Source organism: Ruegeria atlantica (assembly GCF_013033965.1).
GTDB lineage: Bacteria > Pseudomonadota > Alphaproteobacteria > Rhodobacterales > Rhodobacteraceae > Ruegeria > Ruegeria atlantica_D.
This window is the reverse complement of the sequence record NZ_WQFE01000003.1, coordinates 185,566-208,662: the sequence shown is the minus strand read 5'-3', so window position 1 is coordinate 208,662 and position 23,097 is coordinate 185,566. Positions and strand designations below refer to the sequence as shown.

Sequence of the window (23,097 nt, the reverse complement as noted above, 5' to 3'; positions counted from 1 at the left end):
CGGGGGCTTTGCCCCCGGACCCCCAAGATATTTTTAGCCAGATGAAGGGGGATCCCCGGATTCTCGCGAGGAGATACAAGATGAACAAACTGGCGGAATATGACGGCCCAATCCTAGAAATCGACAAACTGTCGATTTCTTTCTTCACCCGCCTTCGGGAAATACCTGCCGTGATGGATTTTTCGGTCAGCGTGCAGCCCGGCGAGGCCGTGGGGCTGGTTGGCGAATCCGGGTGCGGCAAATCCACCGTTGCGCTTGGGGTCATGCAGGACCTTGGCAAGAACGGACGGGTTGTCGGAGGTACGATCAAGTTCAAAGGGCGCGATCTGGCTGAGATGAGCTCGGATGAACTGCGGGATATTCGCGGCAATGAGATCGCGATGATCTACCAGGAACCGATGGCCTCGTTGAACCCGGCGATGAAGATCGGAAAGCAATTGATGGAAGTGCCGATGATTCACGAAGGCGTCGGTGCCGACGAGGCCTATGCCCGCGCGTTGGAGGTGGTCACGGATGTGCGCCTGCCCGACCCAGAGCGGATGCTGAATTCATTCCCGCATCAGCTGTCAGGCGGTCAACAACAGCGGATCGTGATCGCTATGGCGTTGATGTCGAAACCGGCTTTGCTGATCCTGGACGAACCGACCACCGCGTTGGACGTGACGGTCGAGGCCGCCGTGGTCGAACTGGTCAAGGATCTTGGTAAGAAATACGGCACCTCGATGCTGTTCATTTCTCACAATCTGGGGCTGGTACTGGAAACCTGCGATAGGCTGTGTGTGATGTATTCGGGTGAGGCGGTCGAACGCGGTTCGATCCACGACGTGTTTGATGAAATGCAGCACCCCTATACGCAGGCGCTGTTCCGCTCGATCCCGTTGCCGGGCGCAGATAAGAACGCGCGGCCCTTGGTGGCCATTCCGGGGAACTTTCCCCTGCCCCATGAGCGCCCGCCAGGATGCAACTTTGGCCCACGCTGCGACTATTTCGAGGAAGGCCGCTGCGACGCCCAAAACATTCTGATGGAGCCCGTGCCCGGCAATGACCGCCATCACACGCGCTGTTTGAAGTTCAAGGAAATTGACTGGAACGCGCCCATTACCGTGGGCGAACAGAAAGAAAAAGGTGAGATTGGCCGAACTGTTCTAAAAATGGATAACCTCAAGAAGTACTATGAGGTTGCCGCAAACGCGCTGTTCGGCGGTGGCGAGAAGAAGGTTGTCAAAGCCAACGAGACACTGAGTTTCGAAGCACATGAGTCCGAGACGCTGGCCATCGTGGGCGAATCCGGGTGTGGAAAATCGACCTTTGCCAAAGTGTTGATGGGGCTGGAAACAGCTACGGATGGGCAGATCTTGCTGGACAACCGAAACATCGAAGACGTGCCCATCGAAGAGCGTGATGCCAAGACCGTTGGCGAAGTCCAGATGGTGTTCCAGAACCCCTTTGACACTCTGAACCCCTCGATGACCGTTGGGCGGCAAATTATCCGCGCGCTGGAAATCTTTGGCGTCGGAAACTCCGAAGCTGAACGAAAGCAGCGCATGCTGGAACTCTTGGATTTGGTGAAGCTGCCACGCGCCTTTGCCGAGCGGATGCCGCGCCAGCTGTCCGGTGGCCAGAAACAGCGTGTGGGCATCGCGCGCGCCTTTGCTGGCGATGCGCGGATCGTCGTTGCGGACGAACCTGTTTCAGCGTTGGATGTATCTGTTCAGGCGGCTGTGACCGACCTGCTTATGGAGATCCAGCGCGAGCATAAGACCACCCTGCTGTTCATCAGCCACGACCTGTCGATCGTGCGCTATCTCAGCGACCGGGTGATGGTGATGTATCTGGGGCATGTGGTCGAACTGGGGACTACAGATCAGGTGTTCTCGCCGCCCTATCACCCCTATACCGAAGCGTTGCTGAGCGCCGTTCCCATCGCGGATACGTCGGTCGAGAAGGAACATATCGTTCTGGAAGGCGATATCCCCTCGGCAATGAACCCGCCGCCGGGGTGTCCATTCCAGACGCGCTGCCGCTGGAAGTCCGAAGTGCCGGGCGGTTTGTGTGAAAAAGATGTTCCACCGGTGAAAACTTTGGCAGACGGACACCAGGTCAAATGCCATCTGTCCGAGGAAGTGTTGGCCCAAATGCAGCCTGTCATCAAAATTGCGGCGGAGTAAATGCCAAACACAAAGAACCGGCCCGGTGCCGGTTCTACTGTTTGGGGCGTAGTATCAGCCGCCCCAAATAACCTTCACATAATTCTGAGTTTCTTTGTATGGCGGCACACCGCCATGTTTTTCCACGGCCTTCGGCCCCGCGTTATATGCCGCCAGCGCCAGACGCCAGGATTTGAATTTGCGGTACTGCCAGGACAGGTACCTTGCCCCGCCTTCAAGGTTTTGCTTGGGGTCATGCGGATTCACCCCCAGTAGACGCGCAGTGCCAGGCATCAACTGTGCCAGCCCCAAAGCCCCTTTGTGGGACACCGCGTGAGGATTCCATCCGCTTTCCTGCTGAACCAGCCGCAGGAACAACTCTTCGGGGACACTATGCTTCCGGGCCGCCTGCCGCGCCAGCGCCAGATATTGGCCGCGATACTTACCATTGTACCGCTTACTGAACTGCCTTGGCTGCGCAGTCTTCGGTTTTAGTCGCTCAGAATCGCGATATTGGGTCGCCGCACGTGTGTCCAAAATCTTGGATTGTTTGAGGAAAATATCCTTACGGCTTTTGGAGGACAGGGTGTCAGCCACGGCCGGAACCGAAGCCAGCGCAAGGCAAAGAACTGAAAAACAACCAACTAGAAAACGCATTAATGCCAATCCCGCTCGTTCTCGAACCCGAATGAGTATAGATATTTCAGGCAAAAATGAAAGCTTGGTAAATGGAACCCGCGGGATTTCTTGCCAACCGTTGCACACATCAACTGTGTTTTAACCATGACGCAGGCCGTATAGGGTCGCATAGAAACATAGCGCCAGATTCGGGCGCATTCGAGTCAGACAAGAACGGGGAAATATATGGCAGGTTCAGTTAACAAGGTCATTCTGGTCGGAAATCTAGGCCGCGATCCCGAGGTTCGGACATTCCAGAACGGTGGAAAAGTATGCAATCTGCGCATCGCCACATCCGAAACCTGGAAAGACCGCAACACCGGTGAGCGTCGCGAGCGCACCGAATGGCATTCGGTCGCGATCTTCAACGAGGGGCTTGTCCGCGTTGCCGAACAATACCTGCGCAAAGGGTCCAAAGTGTACCTTGAAGGCCAGCTGCAAACCCGCAAATGGCAGGATCAATCTGGTCAGGATCGGTATTCGACCGAAGTGGTTCTGCAGGGCTTTGGCTCTACCCTTGTGATGCTGGATGCCCGCGGCGAAGGCGGCGGTGGCGGTGGTTATGGCGGCGGTCAGGCAGGCGGCGGCTATGGCGATCCCTATGGTGGGCAATCCAGCGCCCCTGCCCCAGCCCCTGCATCCGGCGGAATCGACGACGACGAGATTCCGTTCTAAGGCAAACGGAGACAAAACATGACATGGTCCTTCTCACTCGGCCGACTATTGGGGTCGGAACTGAGGGTCCATGTCACCTTTTTCCTGCTGTTGGGCTGGGTCGCCTTTGCGGCCTATTCCAAAGGCGGATTGCCCGCCGCGATCGACAACCTGATATTCGTTCTGGCCCTGTTTGCCTGCGTTGTTGCGCATGAGTTCGGTCACGCGCTAATGGCGCGGCGCTACGGCATCAAAACCCCTGACATCACCTTACTACCAATCGGAGGGCTCGCCCGGCTCGAACGGATGCCCGAGAAGCCCATGGAAGAGGTTTGGGTCGCTCTGGCCGGTCCGGCGGTGAACATCGTGATCTGGATCGTTCTGGTAGCTTTGGGGGCCGGAATGTCGCTGGATTCCTTGGCACAGATCGATTCAACTAGTGCAGGGCTGCTGAACCGTTTGGCCTATGTGAACCTGCTGCTGGCGGTATTCAATATGATCCCGGCCTTCCCCATGGATGGTGGCCGGGTCTTCCGCGCGCTTTTGTGCCTGAAGATGAACCGGGTAAATGCCACACGTGTCGCTGCCCTCGCGGGTCAGGTTGTGGCGGTTGTATTTGGTTTTCTTGGGTTGAGTACAGGTAACCCTCTGCTGGTTCTGATTGCTGTCTTCGTATTCGTTGCGGCTAATGCGGAAAGCCAGGATGTAGCTATGCGCTCGGTCGCACGACGGGTACTGGCTCGGGACGCGATGATCACCGAGTTCCATGCCTTGTCACCAGCGGACACGCTTGCAACCGCCGCGCAGGCCGTTATCCACACCACCCAACACGAGTTCCCTGTGTTGGGCCCGAATGGGGATCTGCTGGGCTTTTTGGCGCGTGGTACGCTGTTTGCCGCCCTCGCACAGGAAGCTCCGCGTTCGGATCTTGCAACCACGATCATGGAAACAGAAATACCGCGCGTTGAACTGACCACCGGCTTGGAAACCGTGCTGGAAAAGCTGCACAAGGGCGCCCCCGCCGTGGCCGTCTGCACGCAGGCCGGGGCTATGGTCGGTTACATAACCCGCGAAAACATCGGGGAACTGATGGTGATCCGAGGGCGCTGATCAGACTGTCGTCAAGGCGTCTTCCAGCACTGACAGCACAGCTTCGCGAGGGACATCCGAAGTGACGAAAGCCTGTCCGATCCCGCGGGCAAGAATAAACCGCAACTGGCCGTCGATGACCTTTTTGTCCTGCGCCATCAGGTCCACCAGCGCCTCGGCGCCCGGCAGATCTCCGGGAATGTCCGCCAGATCGGTCTTCATTCCCATCGCACGCAGGTGCGCCCGAACCCGGCTTGGATCTTCCTGTGAGCACAGCCCAAGGCGCGAGGACAACTCAAACGCCAGCGCACAGCCAATGGCGACGCCTTCCCCGTGCAACAGACGATCCGAATATCCCGTGGCGGCTTCCAGCGCGTGACAGAAGGTATGCCCAAGGTTCAAAAGCGCCCGATCGCCCTGCTCAGTCTCGTCACGGGCCACGATATCGGCCTTCATCTGAACCGAACGTGTCACGGCGCGCACCCGCGCGGCCATTTCGCCGTCTGAAACGTCGGGGCCGTTGGCCTCGAGCCATTCAAAGAATTCGGCATCCCCCAGCAAGCCGTACTTGACCACTTCGCCATAACCGGACAGGAAATCCCGCTGGGTCATTGTGCCCAGAACCGACGTGTCCGCCAAAACCAGTGACGGCTGATGGAATGCCCCAATAAGGTTCTTTCCCTGCGGCGCGTTGATTCCGGTCTTACCGCCAACGGAACTGTCCACCTGCGCCAGCAAAGACGTCGGTATCTGGACAAAACGGACACCCCGTCGCAAAACGGCAGCAGCAAATCCCGCCAGGTCGCCAATGACACCGCCACCCAGGGCAACAACCACATCGCGGCGTTCCACCTTTTCCGACAACAACCACTCGACCGCGCGCTCAAAATGCGGCCAGCTTTTAGTGGCTTCACCCGCAGGCAAGGCTAGCGAGGTCATCTCGATACCGGCAGAGGCCAGACCATCGCGTAACGCATCAAGATGCAGCTCGGCCACGTTCTCGTCCGTCAGAACGGCAATCTTGGGCCGGTGCAGCAAGGGCGCGATCATCGCTCCGGACTGTGCCAGCAGGTTGGGTCCGATTTCCACGTCATACGAGCGTTCGCCCAACTCTACATGTACGGTTTGGTGCATTTACTTCCGTTCCAATACGTCCGGGCGCGTCAACAATGAAGCAACCACCCGGTCCACCATATTCTCAATCGAGGTTTCGCCATCGGATTCAACCGTCAGACCCGCCTGCGCATAGACCGGTACGCGGTCTTCGTACAAGGCGCGCAAGGTCGCATAAGGATCAGATGTGCGTAACAGCGGGCGTGTGTCCTTGTGTTTGACCCTGTTCCACAACACGTTCAAATCCGCCCGCAACCAGACCGAGACGCCGCGCTCTGAAATCATTTGACGATTCTGTTCACCCAGAAAGGCTCCGCCGCCGGTGGACAAGATTCCTTTTTCCTCGTCCAGCAGACGCCCGATGACCTGACTTTCCTTGTCACGAAAGAACGGCTCACCATCGCGCTCGAATATCTCGGGGATGGTCATATTGGCGGCCGATTCGATCTCGGCGTCGCTGTCGAGGAACGGAACGCCAAGCTTTGCGGCCAGTGCACGGCCTACGGCTGTCTTTCCTGCCCCCATCATGCCAACGAGAACGACAGTTTTGTGCAGTTCAAAGACCGCATCAGTACCTTCTGTGTCGGTGTTATGCTTAATTTCGCTCATTTCAACGTGAATGACGTGATCTTAAGAAAAATGCCAGCTATAACTATGGCAAAAGACAAAATTGGGGCAGCGTTGAGCAATGGGCCGTCTGATCAAGTTCCTGATATATATTGTTTGCCTGTGTTTTGTCGGGCTGGCGGGATACGCCTATTTAGGTCCGATTTTCGGGGTGGATTTCTCGGCCCCACAAGACGAGATCCGAGAGCCGGTAATCCTGAATGTTGAATAAAGCCGCACTGGCTGCATTGTTGTTGGCTGGCTCAGCACAGGCGCAGCAGGCTCCTCTTTCTGTCATCGATTGGCTGACGGACCCTCCGGAAAATCTGCCGGGGACTGTTCTGTTGGAACCCCCAGTCACAGAGACAGGCATTCAGCCGGATATCGAGGTCTCTCCGCTTGAGGCTCTATCGCAGCCGCTGGGCCTTGTGTCGTCGTCCGTTACTGGCCTGCCGGTGCACCTTTGGCAGAACAGTGATGCCCACCGGTTGGCCGAACTGATCACCAATGTGCCGGTTCGCTATAACCCCGCCATGCAGCGTTTGCTGTTTACCCTGATCTTGTCCGAGGCCCGTGCGCCGGCGGGTACAGGTGCCGAAGAGACGCTGCTGCTCGCACGGATCGACCGCTTGATGCAGCTTGGCGCAGCCGACCCCGCACAATCGCTGGTCCAACTGGCCGGTCCGACCGACACACGCGGCCGGTTCCAGCGTTGGTTTGACGCAACTTTGCTGACCGGAGATGAGGATCGCAGCTGTACGTCGCTAATCGCAAAGCCGCACCTGTCACAGGATTACGCCGCACAGATTTTCTGCAAGGCCCGACGCGGAGACTGGCCGTCTGCCGCCTTGACGCTAGAAGCAGCGCATGCGCTGCAGATTTTGCCACCAGAAGAGCTGGATGTGCTGGATCGCTTTCTCAGCCCCGAGCTTTTTGAGGATGCCGAATACCTGCCGCAACCGGATGACCCAAGCCCGCTGACCTTTCGCTTGTTTGAGGCAATCGGGGAACGCCTGCCATCGGCCCCTCTGCCCCGTGCTTTTGCGAATGCCGACCTGCGAGACGTGGCCGGATGGAAGGCGCAGATCGAAGCGGCTGAGCGGTTGACCCGGATCGGCGCGCTGACACCCAATCAATTGCTGGGCCTTTATACCGAGCGTTCTCCGGCCGCATCCGGTGCGGTTTGGGACAGGGTCTCGGCCGTTCAGCGGTTCGAAGCTGCGCTGGATTCCCGCAATCCCGAAAAGATCGCCAAGGCATTGAAGGTCGTGTGGGCACAAATGCGTCTCGTCGGTCTTGAAGTGCCCTTTGCGGAATTGTTCGCAGAACGCCTGTCACAGTTCGAACTGACGGACCAGTCTGCGGACCAACTGCGCTGGCATATCCTTCTGTTGTCCGAGATGTATGAGACGGCAGCTCTGTCTGTTCCCGATCCGTCTGATGAAAGTCATTTTCTGGCTGCGCTGGCGCAAGGCGATCCGGGCCGTGCGCGCTCACCTTCACCCATGGCGGACGCGGTGGCGCAAGGGTTTGCATGGGCTGCCCCGATCCCGTCGAACATCGAAACGATGCTGAACAACGATCAGTTGGGCGAAGCGATTTTGGAGACCATGCAGCGGTTCGCGCATGGCTCACGCGGCAATCTTGTCGATCTAACGGCGGCCATCGCGACATTGCGCCGTGTGGGTCTTGAGGACTCCGCCCGCCGCGCCGCGCTGAACTTGCTGATCCTGCAGGACAGCTGATCATGACAGCCCCGGCGACTCAAGAGCTATGGATTTCCACATTCTTACAAGCTCAGGCCGCTGAATTAGGGGCTGCAACAAATACACTGCTGGCCTATGGGCGCGATCTGAAGGAGTTTTCGTCCTGGCTGGATCGCCGAAAGGCGGACTTTTCAAACACCCAGAGAAAACAGATCGAGCAATACCTGATAGACTGCGACGCGCAGGGTTTGTCCCGTTCCACGCGCGCGCGTCGGCTGTCTGCGATCAAGCAACTGTTCCGTTTCGCGTTCGAAGAAGGTTGGCTTGAAACCAACCCAGCCATACAGATCAAAGGCCCGGGACGGCAAAAACGCCTGCCTAAAACGCTGGACGTGGCCGAAGTGGACCGTTTGCTCGAAGCCGCGCGTCGAACAGGCCGTAAGGAAGCAGACCGGATCCGCAACACCTGCCTCATGGAGGTTCTGTACGCCACCGGGATGCGGGTAACTGAATTGGTTTCACTACCGGTTTCCTCGGCCCGCGGTGATCCACGGATGTTGCTTGTGATGGGCAAAGGCGGCAAGGAACGGATGGTGCCACTGTCCCCTCCGGCGCGGGATGCATTGGCAGCGTGGCTGCTTGTCAGGGATGAAACCGAAGACAAGCAGGTCGCAGATGGGCGTCAGCGCTCGAAATTCCTGTTTCCGTCCCGTGGCAAATCCGGCCACCTGACCCGACACAGGTTTTTCCTGCTGGTCAAGGAACTGGCTGTGGAGGGTGGCGTTTCACCAGAAAAAGTGACGCCGCATACCCTGCGCCACGCCTTTGCCACGCATCTTTTGGCCAACGGCGCTGATCTGCGGTCGATCCAGACCCTGCTGGGCCATGCCGATGTCGCAACCACGGAAATCTACACGCATGTCCTGGACGAACGCCTGTCAGAGCTTGTGTTGCAGCATCACCCGCTGGCCAAAGACAGCGATGACGCGGGCTAACCCCTTGATCCGCCGCGCCAGCGACCCCATAACGATTGCAGAAACACGAACAACCAAGGACCGATGGAACCCTCTTCTTCTCTGATCGACGGCGCATTCTGGTTTACCACAGGCGCCATTCTGCTTTTGCTTGTCCTGTCGGGCTTTTTCTCGGGTTCTGAAACAGCATTGACCGCATCTTCGCGCGGAAAACTGCGTGCACAGGCCGACAAGGGGTCGCGCGGTGCGCAAAAGGCGCTGGACATCACCGACGACAACGAACGGCTGATCGGCTCGGTCTTGTTGGGCAACAACCTGGTCAACATCCTTGCCGCATCGCTTGCGACTGCCCTTTTCACACGGTTGTTCGGTGAAAGCGGTGTTGCGCTGGCGACGCTTGTGATGACCCTGCTGGTTTTGATCTTCGCCGAAGTTCTTCCCAAGACTTACGCAATCACCAACTCGGAAAAGGCCGCCGCCGCCGTGGCGCCAATCATCAGCATCGTCGTGACGGTGTTCTCGCCTATCGTTGCGGCTGTACGGCTGCTGGTGCGCGGTGTTCTGCGCCTGTTCGGCGTGCAGATCGACCCGGACAGCAACATTCTGGCCGTGCGCGAGGAAATCGCCGGTGCACTGCAGCTTGGCCATTCGGAAGGCGTGGTCGAAAAAGAGGATCGCGATCGTATTCTTGGCGCGCTGGATCTGGGCGACCGCACGGTTGAAGAGATCATGCTGCACCGCTCGAACATCGAGATGATTGATGCCGACGCCGCGCCCGAATCTATCCTTCAGCAATGTCTGAAAAGTAGCCACACCCGCCTGCCCGTCTTTCGGGACGAACAGGAAAATATCGTGGGTGTTGTCCATGCTAAGGACTTGTTCCGCGCGATGTATGCCCATGCCGGAGGCAGCGAAAGCGCCGATAGCCGGCTGAAAGAATTCGACATCCTCAAGGTCGCCAATGACCCTTATTTCGTGCCCGAGACGACCACTCTGGACGATCAGATGCGCGAATTCCTTCGAATGCACAGCCATTTTGCGCTGGTAGTGGACGAATACGGATCGCTGCGCGGTCTGATCACGCTTGAGGATATCCTCGAAGAGATCGTGGGCGAGATCGCGGATGAGTTCGACATCGACGAAGAGGTTGGCGTGACCCGGACGGACGATGGGCAGTTTCTGGTCGATGGGGCCACTACGATTCGCGACGCCAACCGCGCGATGGACTGGTCCTTGCCAGACGAAGAGGCCAACACCGTTGCGGGCCTTGTCATTCACGAGGCGCAGATGATCCCGATCGTGGGTCAGGTGTTTTCCTTCCACGGCTTCCGCTTTGAGGTGACTCAGCGTGAAGGCAACCGGATTACGGAACTGAAAGTGCGCCCTCTTTGACGAGCGCGAAATAGCACCGAAAACACCGGCGCTCAGACCTGAGCGCCGGTTTTATTTTGCCAGAGCACAAGCCCTGCCAACCACACTGCCCGGATCGCATTCCGCGACACTTTCTGTCGCTGACGCTATTGCAATGGCGATTTTCCTATTGAGACTGACGGCATAGCCATCAGGAGACGTACATGAAACTCACAACCCAAGTTGCTGTCATCGGCGGCGGAGTCGTTGGATGTTCGGTTCTCTATCACCTGACCAAGCTGGGTTGGTCAGATGTGATGTTGCTGGAACGCTCTGAGCTGACCAGCGGATCGACTTGGCATGCGGCAGGCGGGTTTCACACTTTGAATGGCGACACCAACATGGCGGCGCTGCAGGGATACACGATCCGGCTTTACAAAGAACTGGAAGAGATCACCGGCATGTCCTGCGGCCTGCACCATGTGGGCGGTGTGACATTGGCGGACAATCAGGATCGGTTCGATATGCTGCTGGCCGAACGCGCCAAGCACCGCTTCATGGGGCTTGAGACCGAGATCGTCGGCCCCGACGAGATCAAGAAAATCGCGCCGATCACCAATACCGACGGCATCATCGGCGCTTTGTACGATCCGCTCGACGGGCACCTGGACCCCTCGGGTACCACTCACGCCTATGCCAAGGCTGCACGCATGGGCGGCGCCACCATCGAAACCCATTGCATGGTGCGCGAGACCAATCAGCGCCCGGACGGCACCTGGGATGTGGTCACCGACAAGGGCACGATCCATGCCGAGCATGTGGTCAACGCGGGCGGCCTCTGGGCGCGCGAGGTGGGCGCGATGGCGGGCATCTACTTCCCGCTGCACCCAATGGAGCACCAGTATCTGGTCACCGACAACATCCCCCAGATCGAGGCGATCATCGACGCGGGCGGCGAACATCCGCACGTGATGGACCCGGCGGGCGAAAGCTATCTGCGGCAGGAAGGCCGCGGGTTGTGCATCGGGTTCTACGAGCAACCCTGCAAGCCTTGGGCTGTGGACGGCACGCCGTGGGAATTTGGGCACGAGCTGCTGCCCGACGACTATGACAAGATCACCGACAGCATCGAGTTCGCGTACAAACGTTTTCCTGTCTTGGCCGAAGCGGGCGTCAAATCGGTGATCCACGGCCCGTTCACCTTTGCGCCGGACGGGAACCCTCTGGTCGGGCCAGTGCCGGGCATGCGCAACTACTGGTCCGCCTGCGGTGTGATGGCCGGATTTAGTCAGGGTGGCGGCGTTGGACTGACGCTGGCGCAGTGGATGATTGAAGGAGAGCCGGAACGCGATGTGTTCGCCATGGATGTCGCCCGCTTCGGCGACTGGATCAGCCCCGGCTATACCCGCCCGAAAGTGATCGAGAATTACCAAAAACGCTTTAGCGTCGCCTATCCAAACGAAGAACTACCTGCAGCGCGTCCCAACCGGACCACACCAATGTACGATATCTTCAGCGACCTCGGTGCAGTTTGGGGGCAGCAATACGGGCTGGAAGTCCCCAACTATTTTGCGCAGGGAGATGAGCCCGGCTATGAAACGCCCTCGTTCCGCCGCTCGGATGCCTTTAAAGCGACCGGTCGTGAGGTTCGCGCTGTCCGAAACGGTGTCGGGATCAACGAAATCCACAATTTCGGAAAATACCGTATCACCGGTCCGGGTGCGCGAGGTTGGCTGGACCGGATCATGGCGGGACGCATCCCAATGCCGGGGCGGATGTCGCTGACGCCCATGTTGTCGCCCAAGGGCAAGCTAATCGGGGATTTCACCGTGTCCTGCCTAGCTGATACCGAATTCCAGCTGACCGCATCATACGGCAGCCAGGCTTTCCACATGCGGTGGTTCCTGCAGCACCAGGACGATGGAGTCACAATCGACAACATCAGTGACCGTCTGAACGGGTTTCAGATCGCAGGGCCAAAGGCCGCCGAGGTTCTGGCAGCATGCACCCGGATGGACATCTCGGATATCAGGTTTCTGGACGTTCGACGCATGATTGTCGGCATGACCGACTGCATTGTTCAAATGGTCAGCTACACCGGAGATCTGGGGTATGAGATCTACTGCGATCCGATGGCGCAACGGCAACTGTGGTGGACTCTTTGGCAAGCCGGGCAGCCCCATGGTATGGTGCCCTTCGGTATGCGCGCGATGATGAGCCTGCGTCTGGACAAGTTTTTTGGGTCCTGGATGCGCGAATTCTCACCCGATTACACAGCTGCCGAAACCGGACTGGATCGCTTTATCGCCTTCACCAAGAACACGGACTTTATCGGTCGAACTGCGGCCGAACAGGAACGGTCCGAAGGCACAGCGCGCAAGTTGGTTTCGTTTGTAGTAGACGCTGACGACGCCGACGTGAATGCCTATGAGCCGATCTGGCTGGAGGGTGAAGTCGTCGGGTTCTGCACCTCGGGCGGGTATTCGCATTGTGCCGAGGAGTCAATCGCCATGGGCTTCCTACCCTCGGACCGCGCGCGTGACGGTTTGGAAATCGAGATTGAGATACTGGGCCAAATGCACAAGGCGCGCGTGATCTCTACCCCACTATTCGACGCGGACGGTGCGCGTATGCGGGGATGACAATAGACGGCCACGACGGCTATGTGGTTGCATGAGCGATATTCCCATCATCCTTCTGGCCGCAGGTCAATCCCGCCGCATGGCGGGCGCAGACAAGCTGATGCAAAGCGTCGATGGCCTGCCCCTGCTTCGGCGCTCTGCGCAAACAGCATTGCAGGTTGGTCCAGTGATCGTTGCGCTGCCCCCTGCTCCGCATCCCCGCCATGACGCCCTAAAAGGACTGAGCGTTGTTGCTGTTGGTATTCCCGACGCCGATGAGGGCATGAACGCCAGTTTGCGCGGTGCCCTGGCGCATGTGCCGGCCGGTTCCAAAGCAGTAATGGTGTTGCTGGCAGACTTACCCGAGATCACTGCTGACGATCTGAGAAAGGTCACGGAGTCTGTTCATGACTATCCCGATTGCTTGATCTGGCGGGGAGCGAGTTCGGCGGGAAAGCCCGGCCATCCGGTTGTGTTCGCCCGGCCGCTGTTCGGTGAGCTCAGTCAGCTGGCCGGTGATGAGGGTGCGCAGTCTGTTGTTAAGGCTCACAAAGATGCGGTGCACCTTCAGCTGTTGCCTAACCAAAACGCCTTGTTGGATCTGGACACACCTGAAGATTGGGCGCGTTGGCGATCCCAGAAGTCCTCCTAAAACGTCTGCCAAAATGAAAGGCGGCCCGGTCGATATCGACCGGGCCGCTTACCCAAAACAGGACTACCACTTTTCACCAATCCTGAAAACGCTGCCAAAAATGCCTATGGCACCCTGGCTATTCCGCCGCTGAACCTAAACAAGACCCCCTCGTTAACATGCCGCTCAGCGCTTCCAGTGACTGTGACAAGCCGTTGGCACCCCCTAGTGCCGTCGGCTCCCCCTTTCGCTTGGGCAAGATCATCGTCACCCAAACGGCTCATCCAAACAATGTAAAATTGGAAAGAACGGTTAATTTTTTGGGTGTCGGAATGGTTTTTGCGCAACAACCCGCCGAGATAGATTCTACCTATAGTAGATCGCAATTTTACCAACCCTGGGCCAAATTTGGCATTATGCATATTCTTTATTGAGCATATATAAACCTAATCGGGCGCATATACACTTGATATGGTCAGCTCGCCAAAACATCCAACAACCAAGAGATGAGCGGTTTTTCGCCGAGGCCTTCATTGGACCCTTTGTTAACAAAACTGAATCAATTCTGATTTATTCAGGGTTTGACTTTCGAATCGGCAACAATCGACCGATTCGTAGCAAACGATTCGCTGCGTATTGAATTGATCGCCGGTATGGAACGACCTGTTTGTGGCGAAATTAAGATTTCTTAATCCTCGGTACAGGAAACTCACAGACTGATGCCTCATCTCCTCGGATAACGCGCGGCTGCAATCGCGCGAAATAAACAGGAGACCAAAATGAGCATCCGTAAATCCTCACTGCTTTTGCCACGCGCAACCGGCCTCGTTGGCGCGTCCGCGCTGAGTGCCGCGCTACTGGCCACGACCGCTCTGCCCTCGCTGGCAGACGAAGCCCTGGCCGATCTGGTCGAAAGCGTGTCCCCTTCGGTGGTGACCATCATCGCCGAGCAGGACATCATGCCCGCACAAGCACAGGGACAAGGACAGAACTTTGATTTTGAAGACCACCCGTTCGGTGAGTTCTTCAAACGCTTCGGCGCACCCGAAGGCTTTCAAGCACCTCAGCGCGGACCGGCCCAGGGGTTGGGATCGGGTTTCGTACTCGACGAGGCGGGATACATCATCACCAACCACCATGTTGTTGACAATGCGTCGACCGTGACCGTCCGCCTGAGCGATGATCGCAGTTTTGAGGCCGAGATCGTGGGCACCGACCCGCTGACCGATATCGCCGTTCTAAAGATCGACGCCGGAGAAACCTTGCAAGCCGTAGAGATGGGTGACAGCGAAGTTATCCGTGTGGGCGAGGATGTGGTGGCCATCGGCAACCCGTTCGGCCTGCATTCAACCGTGACCACCGGTATCGTTTCGGCCAAAGGCCGCAACATCTCGGCCGGACCCTACGCTGAGTTCATTCAGACCGATGCTGCCATCAACAAAGGCAATTCGGGCGGTCCGCTGTTCAACATGGAAGGCGAAGTGATCGGCGTGAACTCGGCCATCTACTCTCCTACCGGCGGGTCGGTTGGTCTGGGCTTTGCCGTGACCTCGAACATCGTTGAACACATCGCTGCAGATCTGCGAGATGACGGTCAGGTCAGCCGCGGCTGGCTGGGCGTGTCGATCCAGAATGTCAGCCCAGAAATCGCAGCAGCCATGGGTATCGATACCTCAACCGGCGCGTTGGTATCGGATGTCGTTGAAGGCAGCCCGGCAGAAGGTGTGCTGGAACAGGGTGATGTCATCCTGACCTTCAATGATGAAGCCGTCGACTCCAGCAGCGACCTGCCGATCCTTGTCGGCACAACCAAAGTCGGCACCGACAGCGTCATGACCGTTCTGCGCGATGGCAAGGAACAGCAGGTTGAGCTGACAATCGGCCAGCATCAAAGCGCCTCGACCGAGATCGACAAATCGGTGGACGAAGGTATCTCGGGCACTGCTCTGGGTGTGACCGTCGCGCCGCTGACCGACAGCAACCGCGCCCAGATGGGCGTTGGTGAAAACGTCGATGGTGTCGTTGTGACAGATCTGAAGCCAGACAGCCCTGCGGCCAAAGCCGGTCTGCAACGCGGCGACGTGATCGTGAAACTGGGCAACCAGGAAACCGCCTCACCGGACGCGCTGAAGGCCGCGCTGGACAGCGAAAAGACTGACCCTGCACTGGTGCTGATCAACCGGGGCGGAAATCAGATCTTCGTGGCGGTGGAAATCGCCTGATCCCAAGTCCGCGCACGCCATTTGATGGGGATTTCTGGTGTGCGCCTTCTCGGCGGATTGAATTGTCCGCATTCCGCTGAGACTGCCGGGTGCGCTGCAACGCACCCGGCACGTAGTTTAAGCAAATCATGTGCTTTGCCGGATTTTTGTGTTTAAATCCCGCTAGAAAGGAACGCAAAATATGAGCCGCCGCCTGCTGATCGTCGAAGATGACGAGGACACTCGTGAGTTCATCGCCAAGGGCTTTGGCGAGGAAGGTTATGTGGTCGAGCAGGCCGCAGACGGGCGCGAGGGTCTGTACCACGCCACGGATGGTGGGTTCGACGCCATTGTTCTGGACCGAATGCTTCCCGGCCTTGATGGCTTGTCTATGATCCGGTCCTTGCGGGCTGCCGGGGTCAAAACCCCTACCCTAATGCTGACCGCGATGAGCGCGGTTGACGAACGGGTCAAGGGCCTGCGGTCGGGTGCGGATGACTATCTGGTAAAGCCGTTTTCTTTTCAGGAATTGCACGCGCGGATCGAAGCCCTGTTGCGGCGCCCGCAGGAATCCGAGGAAACCGCGACGCTGACCTGCCGCGATCTTGAGATGGACCTGCTGACACGCAAAGTCACACGCGATGGACAAGAGATTTCCCTAACCCCGCGTGAGTTCCAGATCCTTGAGTTCTTTTTGCGTCGCAAGAACCGCGTGGTTTCGCGCACCATGCTGTTGGAGGGTGTTTGGGATTACCATTTCGACCCGAATACTAACGTGGTCGACGTCCATATCTCAAAACTGCGTCGCCAGCTGGATGAGGGTGGCAAGACGCCCTTGATTGAAACGGTTCGAGGCGCAGGTTACATGATATCTGATGGATAACCTACGACTTTCGTTCAATAATTCTCGCACCCGCCTCGTTCTTGCCAGCATGGTTCTCAGCACTTTGTTGACCGCAATCGTGCTGGGGCTGGTCTACTTCACCGCCAATCGCAGCATCGAAGGCGAGACCCGTTCGGTGGTGTCCGCCGAATTGACCGGCCTGGCCGATGAATATGAACGGCGCGGCCTGTTTGGCCTGTTACAAGCCATTGAGCGCAGGATTCCAACTGCGTCCGAGCGGGATGCGCTTTATCTTTTAGCCGACCGTTTCGGCGTGAAGCTGGCCGGCAACCTTAAACACTGGCCCGCGGATGTCACGGCAGGCAGCGGCTGGGTCGATCTGGACCTTCGCAGGGCGGATAACGACCAGTTGGTGCCGATCTCGGCCGCCTCGGTGCGCTTGCCCGGCGGCGAACGCCTGCTGGTTGGGCGCGATGCCCTTGCGCGGCAACAATTCGACCGGGCGCTGTTGCGCGCGGTTGGGTTGGCGCTTGCGATTGCACTGGCGCTAAGCCTTCTGACGGGCTGGCTTTTCACCCGGCTGGTATTCACCCGCCTGTCTGAATTTGCGGGTACGGCGGAAAACATCGTGTCGGGCGACCTGTCCCGCCGCATGCCTTTGCGCGGAACCGGGGACGAGTTGGATCAGGTGGCCGGAACCCTGAACAGTATGTTGGACCGGATTGAAGAACTGATCAGCAATCTGCGTACAACCTCAAATTCAATCGCCCATGACCTGCGATCCCCCCTGTCCCGCCTGCGCCAAAGGGTCGAGTCGCTGTCCGATCCGTCCAAAACCGATCTGGACCGCGAGGTCGACGTGGCCCGCGCAACAGCTGAAATCGACCATGTGCTGCGCGTTCTTGGGCAGTTGACTGAAATCTCTCGCGCCGAGGCCGGTGTGGGGCGGGAACAGTTCGAACCCGTAGATCTGCAGCAACTGATCGGTGACGTTGTCGAGCTTTATGAACCGGTTGCGGCTGATCAAGGTATCTCACTGGAAGTTGTCGGTACCGCCGACACTGTTCGGGGTCACCGCCCGCTTCTATCACAGGCGCTGTCGAACCTGCTGGAAAACGCCATGCGCTATGCACCGGAAAAGACGGCAATCACGATCACCCTTTCAGAAAACGGACCCTTTACGTGCCTGAGCGTGCGTGACCGCGGCCCGGGAGTACCTGAAGAGGATTTACCGCGTTTGCAGGTGCCTTTTGTGACGCTTGATCCAGCAAGGACCGAGCGCAACTCGGGTCTGGGTCTGGCATTGGTCGCGGCGATTTCCCACATGCATCAAGGCGCATTCGAGGCGCGCAATTGCCACCCCGGACTTGAGGCCACAATCAAGCTGGCGCGCAAGCCTTAGTCGGGCAGGCCATTGATTGCCATCATCTTATTCTTATAGCGTTTGTCTGCTGTTACATCAGTTCCGAACCACGAGGGCGGCGTGTATGACCGCGCCTCGGCTTCGGAATTGAATTCCACCTCGACCAGCCGAAGCGGCGCGAGGTTCCCCAGAAAGATATCCAGCTCAAACACCCGTCCATCCGGTAACTTTCCGGTGTATCGCTCTTTCTCCACCCGGCGTCTTTCAGTCTCCGGCCAGAAGGTTTCGAATTGCTCGGCGGTGATCTCTGCCTCGCGTTCAACCCGCACCAAAGAACCCGCCCCTTTGAGGGTCAGAAAGTACTTGTCGTTCTTCTGTCGCAGACGCAGTTCCGTGGAATCGTCCGGTGCGGTCAGATAGCCTTGGCGAACAACTGCCTTGTGTGTTCCACACAGGTCCGGCAAGCTCTCCACCAGAAACTTGCGTTCAATTTCAGTGCTCATCGCTTTGAAACAACTCCGTTTTCTAACTCGTCATACAGCCTTCGATAGGCGGAACCAGAAACGCTGCGCGGCGCGTATTCTCCAACCGGCGCACGGTTCTGCCCCATCCGTTCAATATCGGCCGCAAACGGGATCGTGCTGTAAAGGAACCGCTTGGGGTAGAGATTTCGCATCGCAGCCATCGTTTCAAGGTGCAGGTTCTTGCGCTGTTGCACCATGGAAAAGAACGCCCTCAATTTTTTCTTGGGCAGCTTATTGGCCGCGAAAAACCCGACCAACTGAGTAAAAGACCTCTCGGACAGTGTTGTCGGGATGACCGGCACAACGATCTGATCAGCAGCTTTGAAGACGTTTTCGGACAGGGTCGAAAAGTTAGGCGGGCAATCCAGAATGATCACTTCATAGTCGCTGCCCGCCGAGACCAGCGCTTTTTTCAGCCTCGACCGTTTGTTCCGCATTCGCGACAGGAAGACGTCAAAATCCCGGAACGTCATGTTTGCGGGAAGCACGTCCAGGTTATCGAAATCACTGGCGCGAATGGACTTGGTAAAACGCGCGATATCCTCGAAGAACCGTGCATCTGTCAGTTTTTTGGACGGCTTTACACGCAGATAAAAGCTGGACGCACCTTGTGGATCCAGATCGCACAGCAGAACCTTGTGCCCAGCCCCGGCGTAGGCATGAGCCAGATTGACCGAGGTCGCGGTTTTACCGACACCGCCTTTGTTGCTGTAACAGGCAATGATCTTCACTCCTCAGTCCTCCTTTTGGTGAAACAAACTGCGGAACAGATGCCGGATGTCCGGGCTGTCAAAATGTTTGAAATTTGCGACCACTCGATCACGTTCCGCCTTTTGGCGTTGATCCAGAACCGCAATCAGACCGCCCACCGACAAGGCCAATTGCGCGTCAGTGCGACCATGTGTGTTGCTGTGGAGTTCGATCATTTTCAGCAACGCGTCCTGTTGGACTGAAAAGTCATTGAACAAGCCCAGATTATCCTGAAGCCTTTTCAAAGGCTTGATGATCGTTTTGAATGCTTTTCGGTCGAAAAGCAGTGCAAAGAACTCCATAAGATATCGCAGTTTTTTGCAGTCGATCCGCAGCTTATGCACAGTTTCGTCAGGCGTGTCCGGTGTGATGCTTCGCGCAAGTTTGCAGGTTTTGCGGTATCGTTTCCAGATCAGAGAACACGCATATTCATAGGCAGGTCGATCTGCATTCGGGCCAGGCTGCATGCCACTCGGGTCTGCGAATAGTTCAGTCACCTCTTTCATCTGCTTGTCATAAGCCTGCGTTCGAAACCGCCGGGACAAGCGCTCAAACGCCTGAGCGCGATCTTTTTCAAATTGCGCAAACATGGCCCTGGCGCCGTGGTGAAGGTTAGGTGGTATCAAGTTGAAATAATTGTCTTTTTCCAACAAGTAGACATCCAGGTCACGCATAGAACCCGTGGGGGCCATCAAATCCGAAAACTCGCCTTTAAAAGCAGCAGTTTGTTCGGGCGAGAAAACGCCTTTGAACAGACTTATCACAGATCGAACACGGCGCATTGATACGCGGTAGTCATGCAGAAATTCGGTGTCGATATCGGCGATCACTCCGGCCTCATTCTGGCGTGCGACTGTCAGGTAGGTGCGAATGATGTCTCTGGCGACTTCGATTGACGGCTCTTGTTTGCCAATGCAGATTTCGGGCTTGGCCTTGTAAATGATCGCATCTGGAAACAACCCGTCAAACACAGGCTCAGCCTTGCCATTACGCGCCTCGATTTGTGTTAGCTTTTCACAGACTGCCTTGTACGCTCGGTCATACCCCCGCATGTGTTGAACCGTTAAGACCGTTACCTGTCCCTGCTCCGAGGACATCAACTTCATCGTACCGCGTACCTGTGTCTTCTGCAGGTTGTCCAAAATGGCAAACGCACGGCGTTCAACCCGACCTGCCCCGACAGTCATCAACGCGCGCAACTTGGGAAAGCCCATAAGGCCAGCCTTGACGGGGCCATCAGGCAAGTCCTTCACGAACTTGCCGTTACCCTGGCAATACTGGGTTTCGGCTCGGGGACCGTGCAGCAAGATCAAAGTCCCATCAATCTGAATCAACGCCTTGCCAGAAGCCCTGAGGGACTGATCGTGACTATCCAGAATATCAAATCGCGCTTGGGGTTCAGCGGCGTCTAACCGTGGAATCCTTTTCTTTAGGACTTTCGCAAAACCCGCTTCATCGAAAACACCCGGGATAACAAAATTGCTTTTGACCCGAACCATTAAGAACGTCCCTTTCGCGGAGTATTCAATACCTCATCATGAATTCATATTCTTCCAAACCGATCAACGACTAACTCTGCTGATCAGAAGCAATGACCCGAGCATCAGATATCGCTCGAACACCGAATGACTCTGGTTGGGCATTTGGATAAGACGGGGGTATGACTGAACCTGTTTCATCAATCCGAAATCTCGGCCCGGCCTTTGAGCAATCCTGCGCCCGTGCGGGCATTCATTCCGCGCAGGAATTGCGCGATTTGGGGGCGGATGAGGCCTATGCACGGCTATTGCAAGCGGGCACCCGGCCGCATTTCATCGGATACTATGTATTGGTGATGGGTTTGCAGGGGCGCCCCTGGAACGACTGCAAGGGCGAAGAAAAGAAGGCCCTGCGCGAAAAGTTCGACGCAATAAAATCCAGCGTTAGCGCTGCGCCGGAAACCCAGATGATTTCTGACCTGGACGCAATCGGTGTTCGGATTGCGCCGAAAGATCTCAAACAGATTTGAAACGAAAAAGGCCGCACCCGGTTGGGATGCGGCCCTGAACTTTGTTTGACGGCGGTTTAGCCGACCAGTTCGATGCCCGAGAAGAAGTATGCGATTTCGACCGCAGCAGTTTCCGGAGCGTCAGAACCGTGGACCGAGTTTTCGCCAACCGACTCAGCAAACTCGGCGCGGATGGTGCCGGGTGCTGCGTCTGCAGGGTTGGTTGCGCCCATGACTTCGCGGTTCTTTGCAATGGCGCCTTCGCCTTCCAGAACCTGAACAACGACCGGTGCCGACGACATGAATTCGCACAGTTCGTCATAGAACGGACGCTCGGCGTGCACGTCATAGAATTTGCCAGCCTGAGCTTTAGTCATGTGGATGCGCTTTTGCGCAACGATGCGCAGGCCCGCTTCTTCGAACTTGGCGTTGATTTTGCCAGTCAGGTTGCGGCGGGTTGCATCGGGTTTGATGATCGAGAATGTGCGTTCCAGTGCCATGTCGGCCTCTCCTTACTATATGGCGCGGGGTCCGCGCCGAAATCCATCGCGCGCCGCCTAACATGGTATGTGCCTCATGAAAAGTGGAATGATTGCGCCTGTGGGTTTTGGCGGTCAGATTGTGTCAGGCAGCGGTTCCGACGCATCGACCCTGCGGACGTAAAGTACGGCGAGCAGACCGATAAAGCTGCTGGCAAACATCATTCCAAGCACCAGATACGGCCCGTTTTCGGGGCTGACAAATGCGCCCGTCATCGAAGTGATGATCGCTCCCAAGGCCACGATCATAGCCCCGGACAAACCTGCCGCGCTGCCCGCCAGCTTGGGGCACACCGACATTACCCCTGCCGACGCGTTGGCGTTGGTCAGGCCGTTCCCGAAACCCACGAAAATAGCCGAACCAAAGAACACCCAGACTGACCCCATTTCCGTCAGGAAAAGCAGCAAACCGAAGAATGGCCCGGCTGACGCAATGATCCGGCCGATCAGGATCATGGTCGTCAATTGTGTTCTGGCCGCGATGCGCCCGGTGATGAAGTTGCCCACCATGAAACCGCCGGTGATAATTCCGATCCCCAGCCCCAGCATGGCTGGGCTCAGGTCGAACCAGACCGCGGCAACCAGAGGCGCACCTGTTATGAAGCTGAAAAAACCACCGATCGAGAACGCGGCACACAGCGCGTAGCCCCAGAACCGACGCGCGCGAAACAGGTGTGGATACTCTTTCAACTGGGCCGAGAATGTAGCGGACCGGTTCGTATTCGTTTCACCCAAATCTGCCCATAACAGTGCCAGCATTCCCGCCCCCAGCACCGAGTACAGAACGAACCCGGCGCGCCAGCCAAACAGCATATCCAGAGCACCACCCAGCATCGGGCCAAGCATTGGCGCCAATGCCATTGCCATTGCGACGTAACCCAATTTGCTGGCGGCCTCGTTCGGGGCATAGATATCTCGGATCGAGGCACTGGACAGCACGGGTCCAGCCACCACCGCTGCTTGCAGCAAACGGAAGCCAAGGAACGTCCCGATCGACTCGGCCAGTACGCAACCGACCGAGGCAACAGCGAAAATGCTCATACAAATCAATAAGATCGGCCTGCGACCAAACCTGTCCGACAATGGCCCTACGATCAGCTGCAAAACGGCGGACACCGCCAGATACCCGGCGACGGACAGATTAATCAGGCCGTAATCGACCTGAAATCCCTCGGCCATCCGCGCAAGCGACGGCAGGAACATGTTCAACGACAGCACCGACAACGCCGTGGCGAAGATCAAAGTGACCAAAGATGGAGGCGTCTGAGCCGCGCGCATGATGAAAACCGACGAGAAAGTCTAACCGGATCAGCGCTAACA

The 23,097-nt window shown here is 57.3% G+C and carries 21 protein-coding genes; 13 read left to right on the top strand and 8 right to left on the bottom strand.

Features of this window, described 5'->3' with window-relative positions; genetic code table 11:
- Positions 1 to 80: 80 nt before the first annotated feature.
- A complete protein-coding gene (locus GOW16_RS07330; RefSeq protein WP_170412549.1) occupies positions 81 to 2,168 on the top strand; it encodes a dipeptide ABC transporter ATP-binding protein in 2,088 nt (695 codons plus the stop codon).
- Between the two features lie 54 nt (positions 2,169 to 2,222).
- Here the strand turns inward: GOW16_RS07330 and GOW16_RS07325 are convergent, their stop codons facing one another.
- Positions 2,223 to 2,804 carry a lytic transglycosylase domain-containing protein gene (locus tag GOW16_RS07325; protein ID WP_170413361.1) on the bottom strand — a complete coding sequence of 194 codons (582 nt, stop codon included), beginning with the start codon at positions 2,802 to 2,804 and terminating at the stop codon, positions 2,223 to 2,225.
- Between the two features lie 207 nt (positions 2,805 to 3,011).
- On the opposite strand from GOW16_RS07325, the gene ssb reads away from it, so the two are divergent.
- Together ssb and GOW16_RS07315 are read left to right on the top strand one after the other, a co-directional pair.
- Complete coding sequence (gene ssb, locus GOW16_RS07320; RefSeq protein WP_170412546.1) at positions 3,012 to 3,500, top strand: single-stranded DNA-binding protein; 489 nt, start codon at positions 3,012 to 3,014, stop codon at positions 3,498 to 3,500.
- 18 nt (positions 3,501 to 3,518) lie between these two features.
- Complete coding sequence (locus GOW16_RS07315) at positions 3,519 to 4,589, top strand: site-2 protease family protein (protein WP_170412543.1); 1,071 nt, start codon at positions 3,519 to 3,521, stop codon at positions 4,587 to 4,589.
- Here the strand turns inward: GOW16_RS07315 and aroB are convergent, their stop codons facing one another.
- Positions 4,590 to 5,702 carry a 3-dehydroquinate synthase gene (gene aroB / locus GOW16_RS07310; protein ID WP_170412540.1) on the bottom strand — a complete coding sequence of 371 codons (1,113 nt, stop codon included), beginning with the start codon at positions 5,700 to 5,702 and terminating at the stop codon, positions 4,590 to 4,592.
- Positions 5,703 to 6,290: a shikimate kinase gene (locus GOW16_RS07305; protein WP_170412536.1), complete on the bottom strand. Its 588-nt coding sequence runs from the start codon at positions 6,288 to 6,290 to the stop codon at positions 5,703 to 5,705.
- 79 nt (positions 6,291 to 6,369) lie between these two features.
- Here GOW16_RS07305 and GOW16_RS07300 point away from each other — a divergent pair, with 79 nt between their 5' ends.
- From GOW16_RS07300 to GOW16_RS07260, 9 genes are all read left to right on the top strand, one after another.
- On the top strand, positions 6,370 to 6,519 hold the full coding sequence (locus GOW16_RS07300) for a hypothetical protein (protein ID WP_170412533.1): 150 nt from the start codon (positions 6,370 to 6,372) through the stop codon (positions 6,517 to 6,519).
- Positions 6,509 to 8,032, top strand: coding sequence for a hypothetical protein (locus GOW16_RS07295; protein WP_170412530.1), 1,524 nt, complete (start codon positions 6,509 to 6,511; stop codon positions 8,030 to 8,032). Before GOW16_RS07300 ends, GOW16_RS07295 begins: the two co-directional genes overlap by 11 nt.
- Before the next feature lie 2 nt (positions 8,033 to 8,034).
- Complete coding sequence (locus GOW16_RS07290) at positions 8,035 to 8,988, top strand: tyrosine recombinase (RefSeq protein WP_170412525.1); 954 nt, start codon at positions 8,035 to 8,037, stop codon at positions 8,986 to 8,988.
- Between the two features lie 63 nt (positions 8,989 to 9,051).
- Positions 9,052 to 10,359 (top strand): HlyC/CorC family transporter, encoded by a 1,308-nt coding sequence (locus GOW16_RS07285; RefSeq protein ID WP_170412523.1) that lies wholly within the window; start codon positions 9,052 to 9,054, stop codon positions 10,357 to 10,359.
- A gap of 182 nt (positions 10,360 to 10,541) precedes the next feature.
- Positions 10,542 to 12,959 carry a GcvT family protein gene (locus tag GOW16_RS07280; RefSeq protein ID WP_170412520.1) on the top strand — a complete coding sequence of 806 codons (2,418 nt, stop codon included), beginning with the start codon at positions 10,542 to 10,544 and terminating at the stop codon, positions 12,957 to 12,959.
- A gap of 31 nt (positions 12,960 to 12,990) precedes the next feature.
- The gene (locus GOW16_RS07275) at positions 12,991 to 13,590 is read left to right on the top strand and encodes a nucleotidyltransferase family protein (RefSeq protein ID WP_170412517.1); all 600 of its coding nucleotides are present in this window, start codon (positions 12,991 to 12,993) and stop codon (positions 13,588 to 13,590) included.
- A 758-nt stretch (positions 13,591 to 14,348) separates the two neighbouring features.
- Positions 14,349 to 15,791: a Do family serine endopeptidase gene (locus GOW16_RS07270; RefSeq protein ID WP_170412514.1), complete on the top strand. Its 1,443-nt coding sequence runs from the start codon at positions 14,349 to 14,351 to the stop codon at positions 15,789 to 15,791.
- Between the two features lie 181 nt (positions 15,792 to 15,972).
- Entirely contained in the window at positions 15,973 to 16,653 is a 681-nt protein-coding gene (locus GOW16_RS07265; RefSeq protein WP_170412511.1) for a response regulator transcription factor, read from the top strand.
- On the top strand, positions 16,646 to 18,016 hold the full coding sequence (locus GOW16_RS07260) for a sensor histidine kinase (RefSeq protein WP_170412508.1): 1,371 nt from the start codon (positions 16,646 to 16,648) through the stop codon (positions 18,014 to 18,016). The genes GOW16_RS07265 and GOW16_RS07260 overlap by 8 nt, the downstream gene beginning before the upstream one ends.
- Here the strand turns inward: GOW16_RS07260 and GOW16_RS07255 are convergent.
- Genes GOW16_RS07255 through GOW16_RS07245 form a run of 3 tightly spaced genes read right to left on the bottom strand, consistent with a single transcriptional unit; the run spans position 18,013 to position 20,750 of the window.
- On the bottom strand, positions 18,013 to 18,480 hold the full coding sequence (locus GOW16_RS07255) for a CYTH domain-containing protein (protein WP_170412505.1): 468 nt from the start codon (positions 18,478 to 18,480) through the stop codon (positions 18,013 to 18,015). The genes GOW16_RS07260 and GOW16_RS07255 overlap by 4 nt on opposite strands.
- Positions 18,477 to 19,232 (bottom strand): ParA family protein, encoded by a 756-nt coding sequence (locus tag GOW16_RS07250; RefSeq protein ID WP_170412502.1) that lies wholly within the window; start codon positions 19,230 to 19,232, stop codon positions 18,477 to 18,479. The genes GOW16_RS07255 and GOW16_RS07250 overlap by 4 nt, the downstream gene beginning before the upstream one ends.
- Positions 19,233 to 19,235: 3 nt before the next feature.
- The gene (locus GOW16_RS07245; RefSeq protein WP_170412499.1) at positions 19,236 to 20,750 is read right to left on the bottom strand and encodes a CHAD domain-containing protein; all 1,515 of its coding nucleotides are present in this window, start codon (positions 20,748 to 20,750) and stop codon (positions 19,236 to 19,238) included.
- A 161-nt stretch (positions 20,751 to 20,911) separates the two neighbouring features.
- On the opposite strand from GOW16_RS07245, the gene GOW16_RS07240 reads away from it, so the two are divergent.
- Positions 20,912 to 21,259, top strand: a complete 348-nt coding sequence (locus GOW16_RS07240) for a TfoX/Sxy family protein (protein WP_170412495.1) — start codon at positions 20,912 to 20,914, stop codon at positions 21,257 to 21,259.
- Between the two features lie 56 nt (positions 21,260 to 21,315).
- On the opposite strand, the gene ndk is transcribed toward GOW16_RS07240, so the two are convergent.
- Positions 21,316 to 21,738 carry a nucleoside-diphosphate kinase gene (gene ndk / locus GOW16_RS07235; RefSeq protein ID WP_008757405.1) on the bottom strand — a complete coding sequence of 141 codons (423 nt, stop codon included), beginning with the start codon at positions 21,736 to 21,738 and terminating at the stop codon, positions 21,316 to 21,318.
- A gap of 114 nt (positions 21,739 to 21,852) precedes the next feature.
- Positions 21,853 to 23,055: a multidrug effflux MFS transporter gene (locus GOW16_RS07230; protein ID WP_170412493.1), complete on the bottom strand. Its 1,203-nt coding sequence runs from the start codon at positions 23,053 to 23,055 to the stop codon at positions 21,853 to 21,855.
- Positions 23,056 to 23,097 lie beyond the last annotated feature (42 nt).

Excerpts from the sequence above, each read along its gene's own strand:
- GOW16_RS07330 (WP_170412549.1), top strand. The coding sequence starts at position 81 with ATGAACAAACTGGCGGAATATGACGGCCCAATCCTAGAAATCGACAAA.
- GOW16_RS07325 (WP_170413361.1), bottom strand. The coding sequence starts at position 2,804 with ATGCGTTTTCTAGTTGGTTGTTTTTCAGTTCTTTGCCTTGCGCTGGCT.
- ssb (WP_170412546.1), top strand. The coding sequence starts at position 3,012 with ATGGCAGGTTCAGTTAACAAGGTCATTCTGGTCGGAAATCTAGGCCGC.
- GOW16_RS07315 (WP_170412543.1), top strand. The coding sequence starts at position 3,519 with ATGACATGGTCCTTCTCACTCGGCCGACTATTGGGGTCGGAACTGAGG.
- aroB (WP_170412540.1), bottom strand. The coding sequence starts at position 5,702 with ATGCACCAAACCGTACATGTAGAGTTGGGCGAACGCTCGTATGACGTG.
- GOW16_RS07305 (WP_170412536.1), bottom strand. The coding sequence starts at position 6,290 with ATGAGCGAAATTAAGCATAACACCGACACAGAAGGTACTGATGCGGTC.
- GOW16_RS07300 (WP_170412533.1), top strand. The coding sequence starts at position 6,370 with ATGGGCCGTCTGATCAAGTTCCTGATATATATTGTTTGCCTGTGTTTT.
- GOW16_RS07295 (WP_170412530.1), top strand. The coding sequence starts at position 6,509 with ATGTTGAATAAAGCCGCACTGGCTGCATTGTTGTTGGCTGGCTCAGCA.
- GOW16_RS07290 (WP_170412525.1), top strand. The coding sequence starts at position 8,035 with ATGACAGCCCCGGCGACTCAAGAGCTATGGATTTCCACATTCTTACAA.
- GOW16_RS07285 (WP_170412523.1), top strand. The coding sequence starts at position 9,052 with ATGGAACCCTCTTCTTCTCTGATCGACGGCGCATTCTGGTTTACCACA.
- GOW16_RS07280 (WP_170412520.1), top strand. The coding sequence starts at position 10,542 with ATGAAACTCACAACCCAAGTTGCTGTCATCGGCGGCGGAGTCGTTGGA.
- GOW16_RS07275 (WP_170412517.1), top strand. The coding sequence starts at position 12,991 with ATGAGCGATATTCCCATCATCCTTCTGGCCGCAGGTCAATCCCGCCGC.
- GOW16_RS07270 (WP_170412514.1), top strand. The coding sequence starts at position 14,349 with ATGAGCATCCGTAAATCCTCACTGCTTTTGCCACGCGCAACCGGCCTC.
- GOW16_RS07265 (WP_170412511.1), top strand. The coding sequence starts at position 15,973 with ATGAGCCGCCGCCTGCTGATCGTCGAAGATGACGAGGACACTCGTGAG.
- GOW16_RS07260 (WP_170412508.1), top strand. The coding sequence starts at position 16,646 with ATGGATAACCTACGACTTTCGTTCAATAATTCTCGCACCCGCCTCGTT.
- GOW16_RS07255 (WP_170412505.1), bottom strand. The coding sequence starts at position 18,480 with ATGAGCACTGAAATTGAACGCAAGTTTCTGGTGGAGAGCTTGCCGGAC.
- GOW16_RS07245 (WP_170412499.1), bottom strand. The coding sequence starts at position 20,750 with ATGGTTCGGGTCAAAAGCAATTTTGTTATCCCGGGTGTTTTCGATGAA.
- GOW16_RS07240 (WP_170412495.1), top strand. The coding sequence starts at position 20,912 with ATGACTGAACCTGTTTCATCAATCCGAAATCTCGGCCCGGCCTTTGAG.
- ndk (WP_008757405.1), bottom strand. The coding sequence starts at position 21,738 with ATGGCACTGGAACGCACATTCTCGATCATCAAACCCGATGCAACCCGC.
- GOW16_RS07230 (WP_170412493.1), bottom strand. The coding sequence starts at position 23,055 with ATGCGCGCGGCTCAGACGCCTCCATCTTTGGTCACTTTGATCTTCGCC.